Source organism: Pseudoalteromonas sp. K222D (assembly GCF_017653575.1).
Taxonomy (GTDB): domain Bacteria; phylum Pseudomonadota; class Gammaproteobacteria; order Enterobacterales; family Alteromonadaceae; genus Pseudoalteromonas; species Pseudoalteromonas nigrifaciens.
The window spans coordinates 69,728-90,441 of the sequence record NZ_JAGGDL010000001.1 but is presented as its reverse complement, the minus strand read 5'-3'; the positions used below and the strand labels follow the sequence as shown (position 1 = coordinate 90,441).

The 20,714-nt window shown below is 38.8% G+C and carries 12 protein-coding genes; 11 read left to right on the top strand and 1 reads right to left on the bottom strand.

What is annotated here, in order from left to right:
• Positions 1-8: 8 nt before the first annotated feature.
• The 10 genes from J5X91_RS00375 to J5X91_RS00330 all read left to right on the top strand — a co-directional run bounded on the left by J5X91_RS00375 (position 9) and on the right by J5X91_RS00330 (position 17,841).
• Positions 9-1,373, top strand: a complete 1,365-nt coding sequence (locus tag J5X91_RS00375; protein ID WP_011328351.1) for a DUF1329 domain-containing protein — start codon at positions 9-11, stop codon at positions 1,371-1,373.
• A gap of 131 nt (positions 1,374-1,504) precedes the next feature.
• Entirely contained in the window at positions 1,505-2,500 is a 996-nt protein-coding gene (locus J5X91_RS00370) for a YCF48-related protein (RefSeq protein WP_011328350.1), read from the top strand.
• Positions 2,500-4,821 (top strand): MMPL family transporter, encoded by a 2,322-nt coding sequence (locus tag J5X91_RS00365; RefSeq protein WP_011328349.1) that lies wholly within the window; start codon positions 2,500-2,502, stop codon positions 4,819-4,821. The genes J5X91_RS00370 and J5X91_RS00365 overlap by 1 nt, the downstream gene beginning before the upstream one ends.
• Before the next feature lie 210 nt (positions 4,822-5,031).
• On the top strand, positions 5,032-9,861 hold the full coding sequence (locus J5X91_RS00360) for an NAD-glutamate dehydrogenase (protein WP_011328348.1): 4,830 nt from the start codon (positions 5,032-5,034) through the stop codon (positions 9,859-9,861).
• A gap of 136 nt (positions 9,862-9,997) precedes the next feature.
• Complete coding sequence (gene pyrD, locus J5X91_RS00355) at positions 9,998-11,008, top strand: quinone-dependent dihydroorotate dehydrogenase (RefSeq protein WP_208833836.1); 1,011 nt, start codon at positions 9,998-10,000, stop codon at positions 11,006-11,008.
• 179 nt (positions 11,009-11,187) lie between these two features.
• On the top strand, positions 11,188-11,718 hold the full coding sequence (locus J5X91_RS00350) for a cell division protein ZapC (protein ID WP_058373499.1): 531 nt from the start codon (positions 11,188-11,190) through the stop codon (positions 11,716-11,718).
• Positions 11,719-11,808: 90 nt separating this feature from the next.
• Positions 11,809-13,926, top strand: a complete 2,118-nt coding sequence (gene rlmKL / locus J5X91_RS00345) for a bifunctional 23S rRNA (guanine(2069)-N(7))-methyltransferase RlmK/23S rRNA (guanine(2445)-N(2))-methyltransferase RlmL (RefSeq protein ID WP_208833835.1) — start codon at positions 11,809-11,811, stop codon at positions 13,924-13,926.
• On the top strand, positions 13,919-14,158 hold the full coding sequence (locus J5X91_RS00340; protein ID WP_041454446.1) for a glutaredoxin family protein: 240 nt from the start codon (positions 13,919-13,921) through the stop codon (positions 14,156-14,158). The genes rlmKL and J5X91_RS00340 overlap by 8 nt, the downstream gene beginning before the upstream one ends.
• Positions 14,159-14,173: 15 nt before the next feature.
• Positions 14,174-16,090, top strand: a complete 1,917-nt coding sequence (locus J5X91_RS00335; protein WP_011328343.1) for an ABC transporter ATP-binding protein — start codon at positions 14,174-14,176, stop codon at positions 16,088-16,090.
• An 11-nt stretch (positions 16,091-16,101) separates the two neighbouring features.
• Positions 16,102-17,841 carry a DUF3466 family protein gene (locus J5X91_RS00330; RefSeq protein ID WP_208833834.1) on the top strand — a complete coding sequence of 580 codons (1,740 nt, stop codon included), beginning with the start codon at positions 16,102-16,104 and terminating at the stop codon, positions 17,839-17,841.
• A gap of 93 nt (positions 17,842-17,934) precedes the next feature.
• Here the strand turns inward: J5X91_RS00330 and J5X91_RS00325 are convergent, their stop codons facing one another.
• A complete protein-coding gene (locus J5X91_RS00325) occupies positions 17,935-18,441 on the bottom strand; it encodes a DUF2062 domain-containing protein (RefSeq protein ID WP_011328341.1) in 507 nt (168 codons plus the stop codon).
• Between J5X91_RS00325 and J5X91_RS00320 the strand changes: the two genes are divergently transcribed.
• Positions 18,421-20,688 carry a DNA internalization-related competence protein ComEC/Rec2 gene (locus J5X91_RS00320; protein ID WP_208833833.1) on the top strand — a complete coding sequence of 756 codons (2,268 nt, stop codon included), beginning with the start codon at positions 18,421-18,423 and terminating at the stop codon, positions 20,686-20,688. The genes J5X91_RS00325 and J5X91_RS00320 overlap by 21 nt on opposite strands.
• Positions 20,689-20,714 lie beyond the last annotated feature (26 nt).

The window sequence follows — 20,714 nt, the reverse complement described above, 5'->3', positions numbered from 1 at the left end:
ATATTATTATGATTAAAAAACCTACCCTCATTGCTACTGCATTTTGTAGCTTGTTTGCAAGTCACGCTGCTTTAGCTAAAATTAGCAGCGAAGAAGTTGCGCGCTTAGGTGCAGACTTAACGCCACTAGGCGCTCAAAAAGCAGGCAATGCAGATGGTTCTATTCCTGCGTGGAATGGTGGTATTACCGCAGCACCGGCAGGTTATAAAGCAGGTATGCATCACTTAGACCCGTTTAATACGGATAAAGTGTTGTTTACTATTGATAAAAGCAATATTGAAAAATATAAAGCGAACTTAAGCCCTGGCCAAATTGCGTTATTTGAAGCGTATCCTGATACCTTTAAAATGCCAGTATATGCAACTCGTCGCTCTGCTTCGTTCCCGCAATTTGTATATGATGCAACTAAGCAATTTGCACCCACTGCAGAGCTAATAGAAGGCGGTAATGGGATTAAAAGTACAGCAATTGGTATTCCATTTCCTATTCCTAAAACTGGTTTAGAGGCAATTTGGAATCACTTGCTACGTTACCGTGGTCAGTCTATTGAGCGTTTTGGCGGCCAAGCAGCACCTACCGCTTCGGGTTCGTATAACTATGTTGGTTTTGATGAGCAACTACTAGTTAAATACTCAGATCCAAGTGCTACACCTGCGCAACTGCAAGACTCAAATATTTTGTTTAAGTTTAAACAAAAAGTAACAGAGCCGGCACGCCTAGCGGGTACTGCGTTATTAGTGCATGAAACCATGGACCAAATATTAACGCCACGCCAAGCATGGACCTACAACAGTGGTCAACGTCGTGTTCGTCGTGCACCTAACGTTGCTTATGATGCACCAGGTACAGCAGCTGACAGCTTACGTACCACTGATGACTTTGACATGTTTAACGGGTCACCAAACCGTTACACCTGGACATTAAAAGGTAAGCAAGAGCTTTATATTCCATACAATAGTTATAAGCTCCATAGCGATAAACTAAGCTATGACGAAATATTAATGCCAGGACATATTAACCCTGAGCATACACGCTACGAAAAGCACCGTGTGTGGGTGGTTGAAGCTAACTTAAAAGATGATACGCGCCATATTTATAAAAAACGTGTGTTTTATATTGATGAAGATAGCTGGCAAGTACAGGTTACCGATATTTACGATAACCGTGACCAACTTTACCGTGTAGCTATGGCTTATGGCCTTAACTACTATGAAGTACCAACGCAGTGGAGTACGTTAGAGGTTTATCATGATTTAAACTCTCGTCGTTACTTAGCAATTGGTTTAGATAACCAGCACAAAATGTATGATTTTTCTCAGTCGTTTAACGACAATGAGTTTACATCAAGCGCATTACGTCGCGAAGGTAGATAGTTAATAGTAGGCACCTAACCGATTAGTTAGGTGCCTTTTTTCCTTTCTCATCGCGTTTGTCTTTTTGACGCGCGGGGCTTTTCCTCACCTAAATAGACAAACAATTCCCCAGTTCAAGGCGATTTAAATTTATGAAGTATTTGGTATATGCCAGCCTGATCCTCAGCGGTGCGAGTGTTGCACAAGAAACTCCTCAATTTGCTATTAGTGCAATAAACGCCGATAAAACGTTATTGACTGATATTACCCAAACTAAAGCGGGTTTAGTGGCTGTTGGTAAGCATGGCACTGTAATTACAAGTATTAATGGTATTGATTGGCAACAAGCAGAATCGGTGCCAACTCAAGTATTGTTAACTGCGGTTGATTTTACTAATGAAAACAATGGCTGGGCCTGTGGGCACGATGCAACAATAATAAATACTACAAATGGTGGTAAAACGTGGCATTTACAACAAGCTAAGCCAGAGATAGATAAACCGTGTTTAGATATTTTATTTAAAGATGAGCTACATGGTTATGCTGTGGGGGCTTATGGCATGTTTTATCAAACCAGCGACGGTGGTAAGCACTGGCAAAAACGTTTTTTAGACTCGCTATTATTTAGTGACGATAGAGAATATTTGAGTGATTTAAAAGAACACGACCCAGAAGGTTATGAAGCAGAAACAGCCTCAATTTTGCCGCACTTTAACCGCATTGAGCAAACTCCAGACGGTTTAATGTTAGTGGGTGAAATGGGCTTAATGGCAAAAAGTACCGATGCAGGCTTAACATGGCAGCGAGTTGACGAAATTTACCCAGGATCATTTTTTGCATTTAGCGCCAATGCGCAGCAAGAGGTAGTGGCAGGATTACGAGGCAATGTTTTTACTCGCCAGCAAGGTGATCAAAATTGGCAGCACCTTGATAATAAAAAAACAGCAACGATTAACAACATCATAAATTATAACAATGAACAATGGCTAATGTTGGCCAATAGCGGCGTGATTTTTCATTTGCAAAACGCTGAGCTTACACATGAGCAATTGGCCGACGGTAAAGCAATTTTAGATGGTGTGATTTTAAATAATAAACTAATCATGGCAACAGAAGATGGCATTAAAGTGAAGGAGTTGACCCCTTAATGCATAAGATTTTAGACTTTATAGAAAATGCGATATTTAAACATCGCTTAATTATGCTTATAAGTTTTGTGCTTATAACCTGTTTATTGGCATTTAAAGCGACACAAATTCAACTTGATGCCTCGTTTAATAAAAACATTCCGTTAAACCACGATTATATGAAGGTATACACCAAACATGAAAAGCAGTTTGGTGGCGCTAACAGTATTTTAATTTCGGTGTGTGACGACAGCGGCGATATATTTAATCCTGAATTTTTTACCCAATTAAAAGCGGTACACGACCAGCTATATTTTATCCCTGGGGTTAATCGACCTTTAGTAAATTCAATATTTTCACCCAGCGCTCGATTTGTTGAAGTAGTTGAAGATGGTTTTGCCGGCGGGCCAATAATTCCTGCTAATTTTAAAGCCGATAAACAGGGTTTAGGGGTCGTTAAAGAAAATATCGAAAAAGCGAAAGTAGTTGGGCGCATGATTGCCAGTGACTATTCGTGTGCGATGGTGACAGCGCAATTAATGGAAACCGATCCGCAAACCCAAGAAAAGCTCGATACCTTAGCATTTGCGCAAAAACTCGAAACACAACTACGTGAACCGCTAAGCACCGACAAGGTGAGTATTCATATAATTGGTTTTGCTAAAATGGCCGGTGATATAGCCGAAGGTGCAAAAGGTGTGGTGGTATTTTTTGCCATCGCGATTGCCTTTACTTTTATTATGGTTTGGCTATTTTGTGGCAGTTTAAAGCTGACTATTTTACCTATAATGTGTTCGATCATTGCTGTAATTTGGCAATTAGGGCTACTGTCGAGTTTAGGCTTTGGCTTAGATCCTATGTCTATTTTGGTACCTTTTTTAGTATTTGCAATTGGTGTGAGCCATGGTGTGCAGATGATTAACGCGATAGGTAAAAAAGTAGGCGAGGGTAAAAGTACGCGAGAATGTTGTCAGTCAAGCTTTAGAGCATTATTGATCCCAGGCGGCATTGCGTTGTTATCGGATACGGTTGGCTTTTTAACTCTGCTAACCATTGACATTGGTATTATTAGAGAGCTTGCTATAACTGCTAGTTTAGGTGTTGCGGTAATTATATTTACTAACCTAATTTTACTCCCTGTATGGGCGTCGTATATGCACTTTGAAAATAGTGTACATATTCAATCGGGTGATGCTAAAAAGCCAAATATGCTTGATGCAATTAGAGATTTATTGGTTAAAGCCACCGATCCTAAAATTGCTAAAATGATAATTGCTTTTACTTTAGTGTTATTTGCACTTGGTTATTGGCAAGCAGATAAAATGCGTATTGGGGACTTACATGCTGGCGCACCATCATTGCACCAAGATGCACGCTATAACCAAGACACATTTTTAATCTCGGACAAATACACCATTTCGTCTGATATCTTAAAGGTAATTGTAGAAGCGTATCCTGCAGCATGTACTGAGCATGATGTGATGCAGCGTATTAGCCGCTTTCAGTACAAAGTAGAGAATGTGGCCGGTGTGCAATCAGCGGTAAGCTTAAGCTCGGTAGCGCAGTCGGTAAATGCCGGTTATAACGAAGGTAACCTTAAATGGCAAAGCCTGCCACGTAACTCTGCAAGCTTAGTACAATCTACCTCGCGGGTAGAAACCAGCACGGGATTACTCAACGGCGATTGCTCAGTGATGCCAGTGATTATCTTTTTAGATGATCATAAAGCGCAAACAATTGATCTTGTAATTGAAAGTGTTAAACGCTTTGCACAAGAAGAGGGTACAGATAAAGTTGCGTTTAAACTCGCATCAGGCCCAGTAGGTGTAATGGCAGCCACAAACGAGTCAGTGTCAGCGGCGCAAATTCCGATGATGCTGTATGTTTACGGCGCTGTAATTGTTTTGTGTTTACTAAGCTTTAGAAGCGTAAAAGCAACCATTGCAGTAGTGTTACCTCTGTATGTGGTATCTACTCTTGCACAAGCACTAATGGTACAGCTGGAAATTGGCTTAACCGTGTCTACACTGCCAGTTATTGCATTAGGTGTGGGTATAGGCGTTGATTATGGTATTTATATATTGTCGTCGATGATGGGACAGTTAAAACAAAATGTACCGCTGAGTGTTGCTTATCGAAATGCGTTAATTGAGCGCGGTAGTGCAGTATTATTTACCGGTATTACACTTGCTATTGGCGTGAGTACTTGGATTTTCTCTGATTTGAAATTTCAAGTTGATATGGGAATTTTGCTTACCTTCATGTTTTTAGTAAATATGCTGGGTGCAGTGCTGCTTTTACCAGCAATTGGTAGCTTGCTCTGGACTGACCAGAAAAAATAAAGTGAATAAGTTTGCTCCTAAATGGCCTGTAAAGGCCATTTATATCTATAATTTGTGAATAGATGACCAAATAGCTGAAAAGCTAAAAATGTTTTCATCGTAAAAGGCTGTTTATTAGTTGTAAACGAGTTAGAATTTGTTCGACTCCACGCTAATAAATGCTGTACAAATATTCTGCTATTAAGCAGTAATAGATTTAAGGAATAAACAATGACACGAAATGAAGGTCAAGCCTCAGTTATTTTAGATAATGTTTGTAAGCTTATCCACAAAAAAGTTCGCGCTGATAATGTGTTACTCGTTGAAAAATTCGCCAAAGCCTTGTACAGCAATATGTCTAAAGAGGATTTGGCTAATCGTAACGATAGTGACTTATATGGTGCTGCACTAAGCCTTTGGAATTCGCTAGAAAAGAACACGTCTGATGACGCGGTTATTCGCGTTTTCAACCCAGAAGTGGCAAAAGATGGCTGGCAGTCATCGCATACCATTGTTGAGATTATAGCTAAAGACATGCCGTTTTTAGTTGATTCAGTACGTATGGCCATGACTCGTGAAAATATTGCCTCTCACTTATTACTACATAGCCCGCTTAAAATCCAACGAGATGAAAATGACAAAATCTCAGGTTTATCTGGTTTAAAAGCAGAGCAAGAATCAACCTCGACCAAAACAGTATTCTTTATTGAAATTGACCGTCAAACAGATTCAGCTGTGATTGAGTCTTTCAAACAAGAGTTAGAGTCTGTGCTTACAGATGTGTCGGTAGCGGTAGAAGACTGGCAGCCAATTCGCGAAAAGCTAATTGCAGTTAGTAAAGAGCTACCAAAACGTCGTGCTGGCAAAAATAATGCTGAAGTAGATGAAACGGTTGAGTTTTTAGACTGGTTAGTTAAAGACAACTTTACCCTAATGGGCTATCGCCAATATGAGTTATCGCCAATACAGGGTGATTACGAGTTAAAAGGCGTAATGGAAACCAGTTTAGGTTTGATGAAAAATGCCGGTGTAGAACACACTCGTCTACTTTCTGAATTACCAGAAGCTGCTCGCCAAGATGCGCGTAGTAGTAACTTACTAATTTTAACTAAAACTAACTCATTATCACGCGTACATCGTCCGGCTTATATCGACTATGTTGGTGTAAAACGTTTTGATGACAAAGGCAATGTTATTGGTGAGGATCGCTTTATTGGCTTGTTCTCGTCAAACTTTTATAACTACAGTGCGGCAGACGTACCGGTTCTTAAAAGTAAAATTGACCGTATTATGCAAATGTGTGATTTTGCCAAAGGCACCCATGCTTATAAAGCGGTGCTTAATATTTTAGAAACCTACCCGCGAGATGAACTTGTACAAGCCCGCGAAAGCGAATTGCTAGAAGTTGCAATGGGCGTGTTGCAAGTACAAGAGCGTGATATGTGTCGCTTGTTTGTACGTAAAGATGCCTATGGACGTTTTTTCTCATGTATGGTTTATGTACCACGTGAGCGCTATAACACGGCACTGCGTCATGAAACGCAAAATATTTTAGCAAATGCATTTAATTCTGACGAAAAAGTCGAATTTACAACCTATTTCTCTGAGTCAACACTAGCCCGTACTCATTATACCGTGCGTGTGACTGATAATAATATAGAGTATAAAGTGAAAGACATTGAAAACAATTTAGTTGAAGCGGCCCGTACTTGGGAAGATAAATTACAATCAGCCTTACTAGAGCAAGCTGGCGAAGCACGCGGTAATGAATTAAACCGTAAGTATGCTCAAGCATTTGCTCGCTCATATAAAGATGAAGTATTACCAAGTGCAGCTGTTGTTGATATTGAAAAGCTAGAAATGCTTAACGATGAAAACAAACTTGAAATGTTATTTTATCGCCCGCAAGAAGAAGCTAACAGCAATGTTGTGCGTTTAAGCTTATTTCATAAAGATGAGCCTATTCACTTATCTGATGTGATGCCGATGCTAGAAAACTTTGGCTTACGTGTCGTTGGCGAAACACCTTATTCAGTTAAAACTAGCGATGGTAGCATTAATTGGATCATGGATTTCTCTATGCTAATTGATAGCAAAGGGATGGCAGATTTTGATAAAATTTCAGCACGTTTTCGCGCTGCGTTAACCAGTGTTTGGAATAACCGCTTAGAAAACGACGGTTTTAACCGTTTAGTATTAATGGGTGGTCTTACTGGGCGTGAAGCGTCAATATTACGTGCGTACGCTAAATACATGCGCCAAATTGGGGTTACCTTCTCGCAAGCTTACATTGAAGGCACTTTTGCAAATTATCCACACATTGCAGCAAAAATTGTTAACTTGTTTACTAAAAAGTTCTCAGTTAAAAGCCCTGCAAGTGAAAAAACACTTGAAAAGCTTAGTACAGAAATATATTTAGAACTTGAAAACGTAGCCAATCTTGATGATGACCGTATTATACGTTTATACGTTGATATGATAGTGGCAACACTGCGTACTAGCTTCTTTCAAAAAGATGGCAATGGCCAATTTAAATCGTATGTATCGTTTAAAATTAAGCCAAGCTTAATTCCTGGCGTACCATTACCATTACCGGCGTTTGAAATTTTTGTATATTCTCCGCGTATTGAAGGTGTGCATTTACGATACGGTAGTGTTGCCCGTGGTGGCTTGCGTTGGTCAGATCGCCGTGAAGATTTCCGTACTGAAGTACTTGGCTTAGTTAAAGCACAACAAGTGAAAAATGCGGTAATTGTGCCAGTAGGTTCTAAAGGCGGTTTTGTTTGTAAACAATTGCCAACTGAGCGTGAAGCATTCTTAAAAGAAGGCCAAGAGTGTTACAAAATCTTTATTCGTGGTTTGTTAGATATCACAGATAATATTGTACAAGGTGAAATTGTTGCGCCTGTAGATGTAACTCGCCACGATGGCGATGATGCTTATTTAGTTGTAGCAGCCGATAAAGGTACTGCAACTTTCTCTGATATTGCTAATGGCATTGCAAATGAATATAACTTTTGGCTAGGTGATGCGTTTGCATCAGGTGGCTCAGTGGGTTATGACCATAAGAAAATGGGTATTACAGCACGTGGCGCGTGGGAATCAGTTAAACGTCATTTCCGCGAAATGGATATTGATTGTCAAACAACCGATTTTACCGTGGTAGCTATTGGCGATATGGCAGGGGATGTATTTGGTAATGGTATGTTGTTATCTAAACATACTCGTTTACAAGTTGCATTTAACCATATGCATATTTTTATTGACCCAACACCAGATGCAGCAGCAACGTATCCTGAGCGTGAACGTTTATTTAAATTACCGCGTTCATCGTGGGAAGACTTTAATAAAGATTTAATTTCTGCCGGTGGTGGTGTTTTCTCTCGTGCGGCTAAGTCGATTACACTAAGCCCAGAAATGAAAAAAATGTTAGGCACTAAAAAAGCCAGCATGACACCAACTGAACTGATCAAAGCTGCGCTAATGATGGATTACGATCTATTGTGGAATGGTGGTATTGGTACTTATGTTAAGAGCAGCAAAGAAACTGACGCCGATGTAGGGGATCGTGCAAACGATGCACTGCGTATTAACGGTGGCGAGCTAGGTGCTAAAGTATTTGGCGAGGGCGGTAACTTAGGTGCAACTCAGTTAGGACGTATTGAATTTGCAGCGAAAGGCGGCCGTGTTAATACTGACTTTATTGATAACGTAGGTGGCGTTACTTGTTCAGATAACGAAGTTAATATTAAGATTTTACTTAATGGTTTAGTTACCTCAGGTGACTTAACGCGCAAGCAACGCGATGAACTTTTATACGCTATGACAGACGAAGTGTCTAAGCTGGTATTGAATGATTGTTATCGTCAAACACACACTATTTCAATTACTCAATCTAAAGGCTCATCAACGCTTAAAGAGAAAATTCGCTTTATTCATGCTCTTGAAAAAGAAGGCAAGCTAAATCGTGCGATTGAGTTTATCCCAAGTGATGAAGAATTAGCAGAACGTGCAGCAGCTGGCAAAGACTTAACACGTCCAGAGTTAGCGATTTTAGTGTCGTACTCTAAAATGGTACTTAAAGAGTCATTTGTTACAGATGAAATTACGGAAAATCCATATTACCGTCAATTGTTAGTTAATTCGTTCCCGTTACCACTGCGTGAGAAGTTTAACGAAGCGATGGATAATCACCCACTTCGTAAAGAAATTATTGCCACTAAACTGGCTAATCAAATTGTTAACGATATGGGCCTTAACTTCATGGTGCGTATGCATGAAGAAACCGGTGCAAATGAAGCTGAAATTGCTTTATGTTATTCAATTGCCAGCGAGTTGTTCCAAATGAGCGATACGTGGGCCTCGGTTGTTGCACTTGATAATAAAATTCCGGCTGCTGTACAAACCGAAATGCTATACCAATTACGTCGCACGGTTCGTCGTGTAACACGTTGGTTCTTACGTCATCGCAACAAAGCACAAACAATTACCCAAACAGTTGAATTTTTTGCGCCAACATTTGCAGATTTAAGTGCTAATTTAACAACGTATATGGTTGATAAAGAAGGCGAGCTTTTAGTTGCAGCTGCCCAAGAGTTAACACAAAGTGGTGTGCCTGCAGAACTAGCTAATCGCATTACTGGTTTATCTAGCTTGTTTTCTGCTATGGACTTAGCTGAAATCTCAGCAAGTTCGAAACAAAGTATCGATACTGTATCGCATACTTACTTCAAGCTTGGTGCAAACATGGGCTTACATTGGTTCTTAGAGCAAATTACTAAGCAACCAGTAGCAAACCATTGGCAGGCATTAGCGCGTGCATCGTACCGCGAAGAGCTTGATTGGCAACAACGTACATTAGCAGAAGTGGTATTAAACGGTTTTGCCGATGATAACAAAGATGTTAATGGCCAAATTGAGCAATGGATGGATAGCCAAGAGTTATTATTACAACGTTGGAAGCAAATGCTTGCAGAGTTTAGAACATCACAAACTCACGATTTTGCTAAGTTTTCAGTAGCACTACGTGAACTCATGTTATTAAGCCATAACTGCGTGTAATAGAATAAAAACCATAATTAATGCCTACTCATTATTTTCCTTGGTGAAAATAATGAGTTAATGGTTAAAATTGTTATACAATACCTCGGCCTAGTCTGAGGTATTTTTTTGTCTGCATTTTAAGAGGATTATATTCATGTTTTACGATTTAGCTCGCCGTTTTATGTTTACCCGTGATGCGGAGTGGGCGCATGAGTTCGCTCTTAATAATTTAAGTCGTTTTGCCAATACACCATTAAGCGCTGCTTGGTCACAAAATATTGTGAATAAACCAGTTAATTTTTTAGGCTTAGAACTTAAAAACCCCGTTGGTCTTGCTGCAGGGCTTGATAAAAATGCAGAGTGTATTACTGCATTTGCACAAATGGGCTTTGGTTTTGTTGAAGTGGGTACAGTTACTCCGCGCCCACAAGCTGGTAACGATAAACCACGTATGTTTAGATTGCCGCAGTCAAGTGCCATTATCAATCGCATGGGATTTAATAACAAAGGCGTTGATAATTTAGTTAATAACGTTAAAGCAGCCAACTATACCGGTATTTTAGGTATTAACATTGGTAAAAATAAAGACACACCGAATGAGCAAGGCAAAAACGATTACATACATTGCATGCGCAAGGTGTTTGAACATGCCTCGTATATAACTGTTAATATTTCATCGCCAAATACCCCAGGGCTTCGTGATTTACAATACGGTGCAGCCCTTGATGATTTACTACAAAGTTTGAAAAACGAGCAGCTTGATCTTGTTGCTAAACATGGTAAACAGGTACCTATGCTGGTAAAAATTGCGCCAGATTTAGATCCAATCCAAATTGCTCAAGTAAGTGAATCTTTACTAAGTAATAAAATAGATGGGGTAATTGCTACCAATACTACACTTGAGCGTAGCATGGTTGCGGGTCAGCAATATGCTGACGAAGCCGGTGGTTTATCGGGGCAGCCAGTTAGGGAGCGTGCGACGCATGTAGTTAGCGAGTTAAAGCGTTTAACTAATGGGCAGTTACCTATTATAGGTGTAGGCGGTATTGACGATGTGTCATCGGCGAAAGAAAAAATAAACGCAGGTGCCGATTTAGTACAAATTTATACTGGCTTTATTTATAAAGGCCCACAATTAATTAAATCGATAGTTGATAGTTTATAAAAAATAGGGCTACTTAGCCTTAAAAGTTAAGTTTGTTTTAACACTAAAAGGCTAACTTACCCTCTAAGCTTTTGATCGTTCAATAAATGTTCTAATAAAACATTTTAAAAATGATTAAAAGCGGCTATACTTTGTGCTTATTGTTTTTATTATATTTAAATGTTAAGCGTGGAGGGGATATGTTACAAGCATCAAAGCAATGGCAGTGGATATCTTGCGCCAAAAAAAACCGCTTATTACTTGATTTAAATGAAGATATGCAGCTCTGCACTCCTTATAAGTTAAGACAACTTACTGACAGTACATTTAAAAACCCTTATTTTAGCTTAGAAGATGCCGCTTTTTACGAACAAGTTTATCAATATCTTGTGCAATTTAAGCTGTGGAATCCAGCGCAATTATGTCAAATATCACTCAATGCAACCGCAGTGAAATTTCAATTAAAGCCAGTACTTGCTAAAAGTTGGTTTTTTGAGCAATACACAGGAAGCACTCCAAGTACTGAAGCCGTTATTAATTTAACCTCTAAAGCGCAGTCGGGAGAGTTTTTAATTGTAGAGCACAGCAGTGATGCATCTGTGTGTATTAACCTAAGTGAAAATTTTCAATTAGATGATAATTTATCATTAGTACAGTTTGAAGCCATTCGCGTTTTAAACAATCGTGTACATCCTCTCTTAAATCAGCATATTCATAGCCAAATAGCTTAATCTAATTTTATTTTCAGCCCGTGTTTATGGCGTGTTTGTATGCAAACCTATGTTATAATCCTGCGCAATTAGCTATTAAGGGTTACTACTTTGCAATTTATCGCACTTACTTCTATCGGAATCGAAAATTTATTGGTTGATGAACTAACAGAACTTGGCGCAACTGTGTCTAAGCAAACTGTTGGTTCTGTTCGCTTTGAGGCAGACTCATTATTGGCGCAAAAGGTGTGTTTATCGACTCGCTTTGCTACGCGCGTGCTTATGCTTATTGAAGAAAAAGAAGGCGTAGATGACAAAAATAGCCTGTATAACTTTGCTCGCTCACAACCATGGCAAGAATGGTTTGGGCCTACACAAACGTTTGCTGTCGACTTTAATGGCACCAACGACTCATTAAAAAATACACAGTTTTCTGGTTTAGTTATAAAAGATGCCATAGTTGATTACTTTAACGACTTATTCGAGCAGCGCCCTAATGTTGATAAACAAGACGCTAATGTGCGTGTGGTTGCGCGTTTAAATCGTTATGGCGTATCTATGTATATAGATTACTCTGGCCCGCGTTTATCTGAACGTGGTTACCGACAGGGCCAAGGTAAAGCACCTATAAAAGAGCATTTAGCAGCGGCATTAATCAAACGCAGCGGCTGGCTTGAAAATGTAAATCAGCCTTTGTTTGACCCATGTTGTGGTGCAGGTACTATTTTAATTGAAGCTGCCGGTATGGCGCGCAACGAAGCTCCCGGCTTATTTCGCGAAGGCTTTGCATTTGAGCGCTTACCAAGTTTTAGAGCTGCGAAATTTAAAGAGCTAAAAGAAGAATTGCTGGGCAATATTATAGACCCTAAATTATGGCTCATTGGCCACGATTACGACGCTCAAGTATTAGGTAAAGCAATTGATAACGCAAAACGTGCTGAGCTAGACGATATTATTAAGTTTAAACAAAGTGATGCAACTAAACTAACCGCAGTGGCTAAATTACCTGGCGTAGTTATATCTAACTTACCTTATGGTGAGCGTATTGGTTCTATGGCTGAGCTTGTAGATTTACATCGTAATTTAGGCGTGGGCTTTAAAAAGCACTTCAATCATTGGAAGCTTGCTTTACTGGGTATGGATGAGAGCTTATTTAAGCTGTTAAAGTTGGTTAGGCTGAAACGTTATAAATTTAAAAATGGCCCGTTAGATGTTGAACTTAACTTGTATCAACTTGATGACAAACAAGTAAGCCTGACAACCGATGATAAAAAAGCGCTGAATTTTGAAGGTTCAATGTCTTTTGCTAATCGATTGAAAAAGAACAAGCAGGGTTTAAAAAACTGGCTTAAGCAAAACGAAATTACAGCATACCGTGTATACGAAGCTGATATTCCTGAGTACAACGTTGCTGTAGATATTTACGGTGACTCAGCGGTTATTTTTGAATACGCAGCCCCGAAAGAAATTGATGAAAAAACGTCTGAAAAACGCTTACAAGATGTGATCAGCTTAACCGCTGAACAACTCAAAATAGCACCAGAGAATATTGCTGTAAAAGTACGTAAAAAGCAAAAAGGCGAAGAGCAATACACGCCAATGGCTAAACAAAACCGCACTATGGTGGTTGAAGAGTTTGGCGCTAAGTTTAAAGTGAATTTATTTGATTACTTAGACACTGGCTTGTTTTTAGATCACCGTTTAATGCGTCGTTATATTCAAGAAAACGTCAAAGATAAGCGCTTTTTAAACTTATTTGCCTACACAGGTACAGCGTCAGTACATGCAGCACTTGGTGGCGCTAAAGCAATTACCACGGTTGACTTGTCAAAAACCTATTTAAAATGGGGCCAAGACAACTTTGATTTAAATAATATTAGTAATACTCGCTACCGTTTTGAGCAAGCAGATTGCTTAAAGTGGCTAGAGCATGCGACGGCGCAGTACGATTTAATCTTTTTAGATCCCCCGACGTTTTCAAACTCTAAGCGTATGAAAGATGCATTTGATGTGCAGAGCGATCATATTAAGTTATTAACTTGGGTTAAAAAAATATTAAGCCCGTCGGGTACGCTTATTTTTTCTAATAACAAACGTGGCTTTGTTATGGATGAAGTGGGTTTAATTGGCTTGGGCTTAAAAGCGGTTAATATTTCTGACAAAACCTTATCGCCTGATTTTAAGCGTAATAAAAAAATTCATAATAGCTGGTTAATTACCCATGGCTAAGTGGATTTTATATCACACAGATGGTTGTCATTTGTGTGAACAAGCTGAGCAATTAATTAAGGGATTAGTTAATAGCCACAATGAATTATTGCTAGTAGATATTATGACTGATGATCAGCTTATTGCTGATTATCAGGTTAGTATTCCGGTATTTAAAAGTGAGCAAGGCCAACAATTATTTTGGCCTTTTACTGCACTAGACGTGCGTGAATTTTTAGCGCAAGCAGAATAAGAGCAAAGAAGAATTATGGATTTAATTAGAATTTTAAAAGCACAACTGGCCTTTGGTACTCATGCATTGCTTAATAAAGCAGATGCAGTGATTGAAAGTGGCGAGCGTGTGTGTGTTGTAGGTCGAAATGGTGCTGGTAAGTCAACGTTATTAAAAGTACTCGATGGTGAGGTTTTATTAGATGATGGCGAAATAAACCAGCTTGGCGGTATAAGAATTTCTCGTTTAGAACAAGATCCACCAAAAGGCGCAAGCGGCACTGTATTTGATTATGTTGCTCAAGGTATGCCTGAAATTGCCAACTTACTGATTGATTTTCATCATGTGAGTACAGAGCTACAAACCGTATGTACCGATAAGTTATTAAATAAACTTGAGCGTTTATCAAACCAATTAGAAGCGGTTGATGGCTGGCGTTTTGACAGTCGCATTCAAGTTGTTTTAACCCAATTAGAGTTAACACCTGATGCTAAGCTTGAGTCACTTTCAGGTGGTTGGTTACGTAAAGTTGCACTTGCTCGTGCACTGGTTAGTGAGCCAGACTTATTATTACTCGATGAGCCTACTAACCACTTAGATATGGCAAGTGTTATGTGGCTTGAGCAATTTTTAAAAGAATTTAAAGGCGGCATTGTATTTATATCGCATGACCGTGCCTTTATTCGTGCTGTTGCAACGCGTATTTTAGATTTAGACCGTGGTAAATTAATATCATACCCTGGCGACTATGCTACTTATTTAGAGCAAAAAGCCCACGACTTAAAAGTTGAAGAAAGCCAAAATGCTTTATTCGACAAGCGTTTAGCCGAAGAAGAAACGTGGATACGCCAAGGTGTTAAAGCACGAAGAACCCGTAATGAAGGGCGCGTACGTGAACTTAAGCAACTACGTAACGAGCGTAAACAACGTGTTGACCAAGTAGGTAAAACAGACTTTAATATTGAAACCGCAGATCGTTCGGGTAAATTGGTATTTGAAGCTAAGCATCTTTGTCATGCATTTAAAGATAAAGTGATTGCAGATGACTTTTCAACCTTGGTTATGCGCGGCGATCGTATTGGTTTAGTTGGTCCTAATGGCATTGGTAAAACAACGTTATTAAAATTAATGTTTGGTAGCCTAGCCCCAGATAGCGGTGAAACTAAGCAAGGTGTTAATTTAGAATTTGCTTACTTTGACCAATACCGTGAAAAATTAGATGAAGAAGCAACAGTACAAGACAACGTTGCTGAAGGTAAGCAAGAAGTAATGATGGGTGGTCGCTCGCGCCATGTATTAGGTTACTTACAAGACTTTTTGTTCCCGCCAGCACGTGCCCGTACACCAGTTAAAGCGCTTTCGGGTGGTGAAAAAAACCGCTTGTTATTGGCTAAACTGTTTTTAAAACCGTCAAACATATTGGTACTCGATGAGCCAACTAATGATTTGGATATAGAAACATTAGAGCTTTTGGAAGATATTATTAATCAGTATCAAGGCACAGTATTAATAGTAAGCCATGACCGTGAGTTTATTGATAATACCTGCTCTAGTGTTTGGGCATTTGAAGGTAATGGCAAGATTACTGATATTGTTGGCGGCTACAGTGATTACGAAGCCTATGTTAATTACTTAGCAGAGCAACAAAAAAATCAACCACAGCAAGCAACTAAAAAAGTTGAAAAAGCCCCTGCTGCGCCAGTAGTTAAAGCAGAGGCTAAAGGTAATAAACTCTCTTACAAATTAAAACTTGAATTAGAGCAACTGCCTAATAAAATGGAACAACTCGAAGCCGATGTTGAAATTCAACAAGCCATAGTTAGTGATGTTGATTTTTTTAAGCAAGACAGTGATATAACGGCTAAGGCATTGAACCATTTGGCAAAACTTGAGTCAGACCTTGAGGCCGCGTTTTCGCGCTGGGAAGAACTTGAAGAATTAAAAAATCAGTAGTAAGGACTAAAATGAAATATAAATTACTCGCTGCCAGTATTTTAGCAACAATGAGTACTTCAGCATTAAGTGCGACTTATCAATTAACGGAATTGGGTGCACTTGAAGGCGCGAAATATTCTTATGTTACCGATGTAAGTGAAAGTGGTCATATTATAGGTATAGCTAATGGCTTATATAATTTACCTGTAGATATTGAGCATATTGATTTTTCACTGAGTTTAATTCAAAACGCTTACACTAATGAAGTTAATGCATTTGAGCTTAGTGATAAAGAGATTACTTTTACGTTAGAAGACATAGAAAAAAACAATGCTGTAGCAACAAATGCAGATGCGCATAGCTTCATGATTCGTTTTTTAGCTAATGTGTCGGCTAATTATCAGTTTCAAAAGTTAAGCTCACTAACGGCAATAAAATATGATAGCGGCGCTGCTGTTGAGCAAACTTTGTTTGATATAAACTCGCCTGATTACCCAGGCGTTACCCGCTCTGTGACTAACTTTTACAACGCTGTTGCAGAAGATGGCACTACAGTTGGTTGGGGTAGTGCTCCTTTTGATAAAATAGAGTTTACTATAGAGGACGAAACTGATCCTAAACCGTGGTTTACCCGTGACTTTATAGAGCGCGGTATTGTTATATCTGAAAGCGGTATGGAAGTTCCTTTAGTACCCCAATTTAGTGAATATGGTGGTACTAGCCAAGCCTCTGATATTGTAAAAACCGCAGATGGTTATATTGTTGTTGGTAATATGTCACTTGGTATACCGCAAACGCGTCAAACCAATATTACTGATAACTGTGATGATAAATATCAGCCATTTTCAACCTGTATTGAAGTTATTAATAATCAAACAACCCGTGGGATATTTAATAAGCAAGCAACTAAATGGACGCTTGATAACGCATTTAATATCACGTCTACCGAGGTACTAGGTTTAGCCTTTACTCCTTATGAAGACGAAGTTGACTTTGCGTTTATTAGTAATGCATTCGCGGTTAATAAGAACGGTATTGCAGCAGGTGTATCGAACACGCGTTATTATGATAAAGATACTACTATTATAACCATGCCGGTGTATTTTAAAGATGGCAAAGCGGTTGAATTTATAAATCAACCAGACGGTTGGCAAGGTGGTAAATCTTTAGCAATTAACGATAATAATATTGTGACAGGTTATGCCACAAGACGTGTTGATGGTGCCTTACGTAATAAGTTTTTCTATCATGATATAGCAACAGGTACTACCGTTTATCCAGATAGCTATTTTACGAGCTCAAGCTCATACGGTAACAGTATAAATAATCAAGGTTATATTGTTGGCGAAGGTGAGGTTGGTATTTCTGATAGTTCACGTCGATCAGCTGCGTTCATTTATAAAATAGGTGATGATAAAATCACTAATTTAAATGACTTATTGCCGTGTTACGACATGGACGGTACAAGTAGTTATAGCTATAGCATGAGTGAAGCTAAAGTGATTAACGAAAACAATGAAATATTTGGTGTGGCCACTAAAACTGTTGAAAAGCGTAACTCATTAGGTGAAGTTGTAACCGATGTTAACGGTAAAACTGAATATGAAAGTGTTGCTGTAGCAGTAAAGCTTTCGCCAATACCTAATGGCACGATAGAAGATTGCGCACCACCTGATGCCGAAGTGTATGAGCGTCGCTCTGCAAGCTTCTCTTGGTATGGATTCTTATTATTACCACTGATTGCGTTTAGACGAGTATTTAGATTTTAATAGAATTTAAATCGAAAATTTAAGCCGAGAAACTAAAAAAGCCCAAACTTGTTAAGTTGGGCTTTTTTTGTCTATAGTCATTATAACTATTGGCTACTTGTTACGTATTAACCATGCTTTTCTAACTGAACGCCGCCAAACAATATCTATTCCAAAATAGCCGATAATCGCGGCAACTGATGCCGACACCAAGGAGCCAACTAAAAATGCTGGACCAATAGTCGTTAAGCTTTCGATAAACCAAGGCCAGCTTGCTTCAAAGGAAAAATGTTGTTCTGGCTGGTTTAGTACTAGGGTGCCAATAAGATAAGAGCAGTAAAAAATAGGTGGCATGGTAACGGGGTTAGTTATCCACACTAAGGCCACTGAAATGGGCAGGTTTACCCTAAACACTATAGCGGTTGCTGCAGCTAGGACCATTTGAAAAGGAACAGGGATGAACGCAAAAAATAACCCGACAGCAAATGCACCACGCGCAGAGCGTCTATTTAAATGCCAAAGGTTCGCGTCTTGTAACAAACGGCCAAATATTTTAAGTGATTTGTGATGCCTAATTTTATTTGGATCGGGTAAAAATCGTTGGATCGTTTTTTTAGCCATTTAAAGCAACCATTTACATCAATGTGGATTAGTCTTGGATTTGTGTGCGGAAGTATTGCAACCGTATTTTATTTTCAAACCCTCGAATTTATACTCATCACAATTTCAATCCTAATTGCGAGTGCTTATTTTAAGCCGTTTTCAAATGTTTTGTTAGGCTTTATTTGCGCTATTTTTGCTATCTTAGTGCATTTCACACTTTTTTACTCGTTTGAGCTACCAGCGCAGGGTGAAAAGTATGCATATTCAGTAAAGTTAGTTGTTGAAGACGTTGTATCAGCTAATGCTCCGCAATATATAAAAGCAAAAATTATTAAGCTTGATGAGCAAGATTACGCTTATTTTACTGCCCCCAGTGCTATGTTAAGTGTTGATTCAGCGCAAATATTAGAAGTAGGCGCAACCTTCAGTGCTCACGCACATTTAAAAAACTTTAGAAGCACAAAAAATTTTACTGTTTTTGACAATCAACTTTATGCATTTACACAAAAAATATTTTTTAAAGGCAAAGTACTCAATAAAAATTTAATTATTACTGATACAAAAAGAAACCAACACGTTATAGCTTATCGCCACTATATTAAACACATATTTAAAGAGTCTAAGCTTAACTGGCTTTATTATACGCTGCTGACGGGCGACAAGTCCTTAATGAACTTTGAACAAAAGCTGACCATGCAAACGCTGGGGTTAAGCCATTTACTGGCAATTTCTGGGTTGCATATTTCGTTAGTTTTTGGCTTTGCTTTTTTTGTAACACGCTCACTTGTAAGCCACGCCAGAATTAGAATAAAACAAACAATTAACCTTGCAACTTGTTATAGCTTAATGGGCTTTATAGCGGCTTTTGTTTATGTATATTTAAGCGATTTTATTGTCTCTGCGACCCGGGCTTTAATAATGTTAGGGTGCTACTTATTATTGTATTACCTAGCTAAACAATCGCTACGTTGGCGCAGTATTTTATACGCCTTGGTTTTAGTTTTAATGATTAACCCTTTTAATGTATTAAATCCTGGTTTGTATTTTTCATTTTTAGCTGTGGTTATCATCTTTATTGTTATTACAAAAGTACCCTTTAAGGAGGCCTCTGTTATCGCTAAAGTAGGCATGTTATGTGCTATACAAGGGGCACTATTTATAGGCTTATTGCCTTTGTCGTTATACTTTTTTAATGGTGTGAGTTTGGCAGGGTTAGTCTTGAACTTAATCGCTATTCCGTTGCTCGCCTTTATCATTATGCCATTATTATTAGTGGTTGCGATATTGAGCAGTGTTATTGATATGAGCCTGATAGTGTCGTTATTTGACCCCGTATTGTATTTTTTGTATCAACAATTAATGGCAATACCGCCAGGCTGGCGTTGGTTTAATGTAGGAACAATTACTTTAGATATAGTAATGTTTAGTTATGTAACCATGCTACTACTGTATTTAGTGAAATTTAAATGGCTTGCTTGTATCCCGTTAAGTGTATTGCTGGTTGATAGTTACTTTACTTCCAAAAGTGATTGGCAAGTAAACATATTTGATGTTGGCCATGGTTTGATGGTGTTGTTAGAAAAAGATAACAATGCATTAATTTATGATTTTGGCCCTAGTTATTTTAACCGCTTTAGCCGTACACGTAGTATTTTACTGCCGTATATAAAAGCTAATAACCTGAATGTTGCGACCGCTATTTTAAGCCATCAAGATAAAGACCATGCAGGAGGAGTTAAACATTTTATTGAGGCAGGCTTTGAATCGACTCTCAGTACTTTTCATCCAAATGGTATACCGAGTTTATGTAAAACCATGACTATGGATTTTTATGGGCTTAAAATACAAACGTTTAGTTCAATTACTTTTAACAATAACAACGATGACTCCTGCGTAGTTAAAATTAGTAGCGCGCAACACAGTGTACTTTTTACTGGTGATATTTCTAAGCAACGAGAGCACGCACTAATTGCCGCAGGATATAATTTAGCAAGCAATGTATTAATAAGCCCGCATCATGGTAGTGGCACTTCATCAAGTAGTGAGTTTATTGCGGCTGTTAACCCTAAAGTTGTGGTGCATTCGAGTGCTTACAAAGGGCAATGGCATTTTCCTAATGATGAAGTGGTTGCGCGGTTTAACAAAATTGGCGCTGCGCAATATATTACTGGGCAGCAAGGACAAATTAGAATTAAATTTTATAGTACTAATCTGCATGTTGAAACGGCGAGAGAGCGTGAAAGTTATTGGTTTATTAAAGATTGACGTTTTGTTTTAGCCTCCCTGAGGAT

What these genes read in the sequence shown, in the direction of transcription:
- J5X91_RS00325 (WP_011328341.1), bottom strand. Translation starts at nt 18,441, where the DNA reads ATGGCTAAAAAAACGATCCAACGATTTTTACCCGATCCAAATAAAATT.
- J5X91_RS00365 (WP_011328349.1), top strand. Translation starts at nt 2,500, where the DNA reads ATGCATAAGATTTTAGACTTTATAGAAAATGCGATATTTAAACATCGC.
- J5X91_RS00340 (WP_041454446.1), top strand. Translation starts at nt 13,919, where the DNA reads ATGGCTAAGTGGATTTTATATCACACAGATGGTTGTCATTTGTGTGAA.
- pyrD (WP_208833836.1), top strand. Translation starts at nt 9,998, where the DNA reads ATGTTTTACGATTTAGCTCGCCGTTTTATGTTTACCCGTGATGCGGAG.
- J5X91_RS00360 (WP_011328348.1), top strand. Translation starts at nt 5,032, where the DNA reads ATGACACGAAATGAAGGTCAAGCCTCAGTTATTTTAGATAATGTTTGT.
- J5X91_RS00370 (WP_011328350.1), top strand. Translation starts at nt 1,505, where the DNA reads ATGAAGTATTTGGTATATGCCAGCCTGATCCTCAGCGGTGCGAGTGTT.
- J5X91_RS00330 (WP_208833834.1), top strand. Translation starts at nt 16,102, where the DNA reads ATGAAATATAAATTACTCGCTGCCAGTATTTTAGCAACAATGAGTACT.
- J5X91_RS00375 (WP_011328351.1), top strand. Translation starts at nt 9, where the DNA reads ATGATTAAAAAACCTACCCTCATTGCTACTGCATTTTGTAGCTTGTTT.
- J5X91_RS00350 (WP_058373499.1), top strand. Translation starts at nt 11,188, where the DNA reads ATGTTACAAGCATCAAAGCAATGGCAGTGGATATCTTGCGCCAAAAAA.
- J5X91_RS00335 (WP_011328343.1), top strand. Translation starts at nt 14,174, where the DNA reads ATGGATTTAATTAGAATTTTAAAAGCACAACTGGCCTTTGGTACTCAT.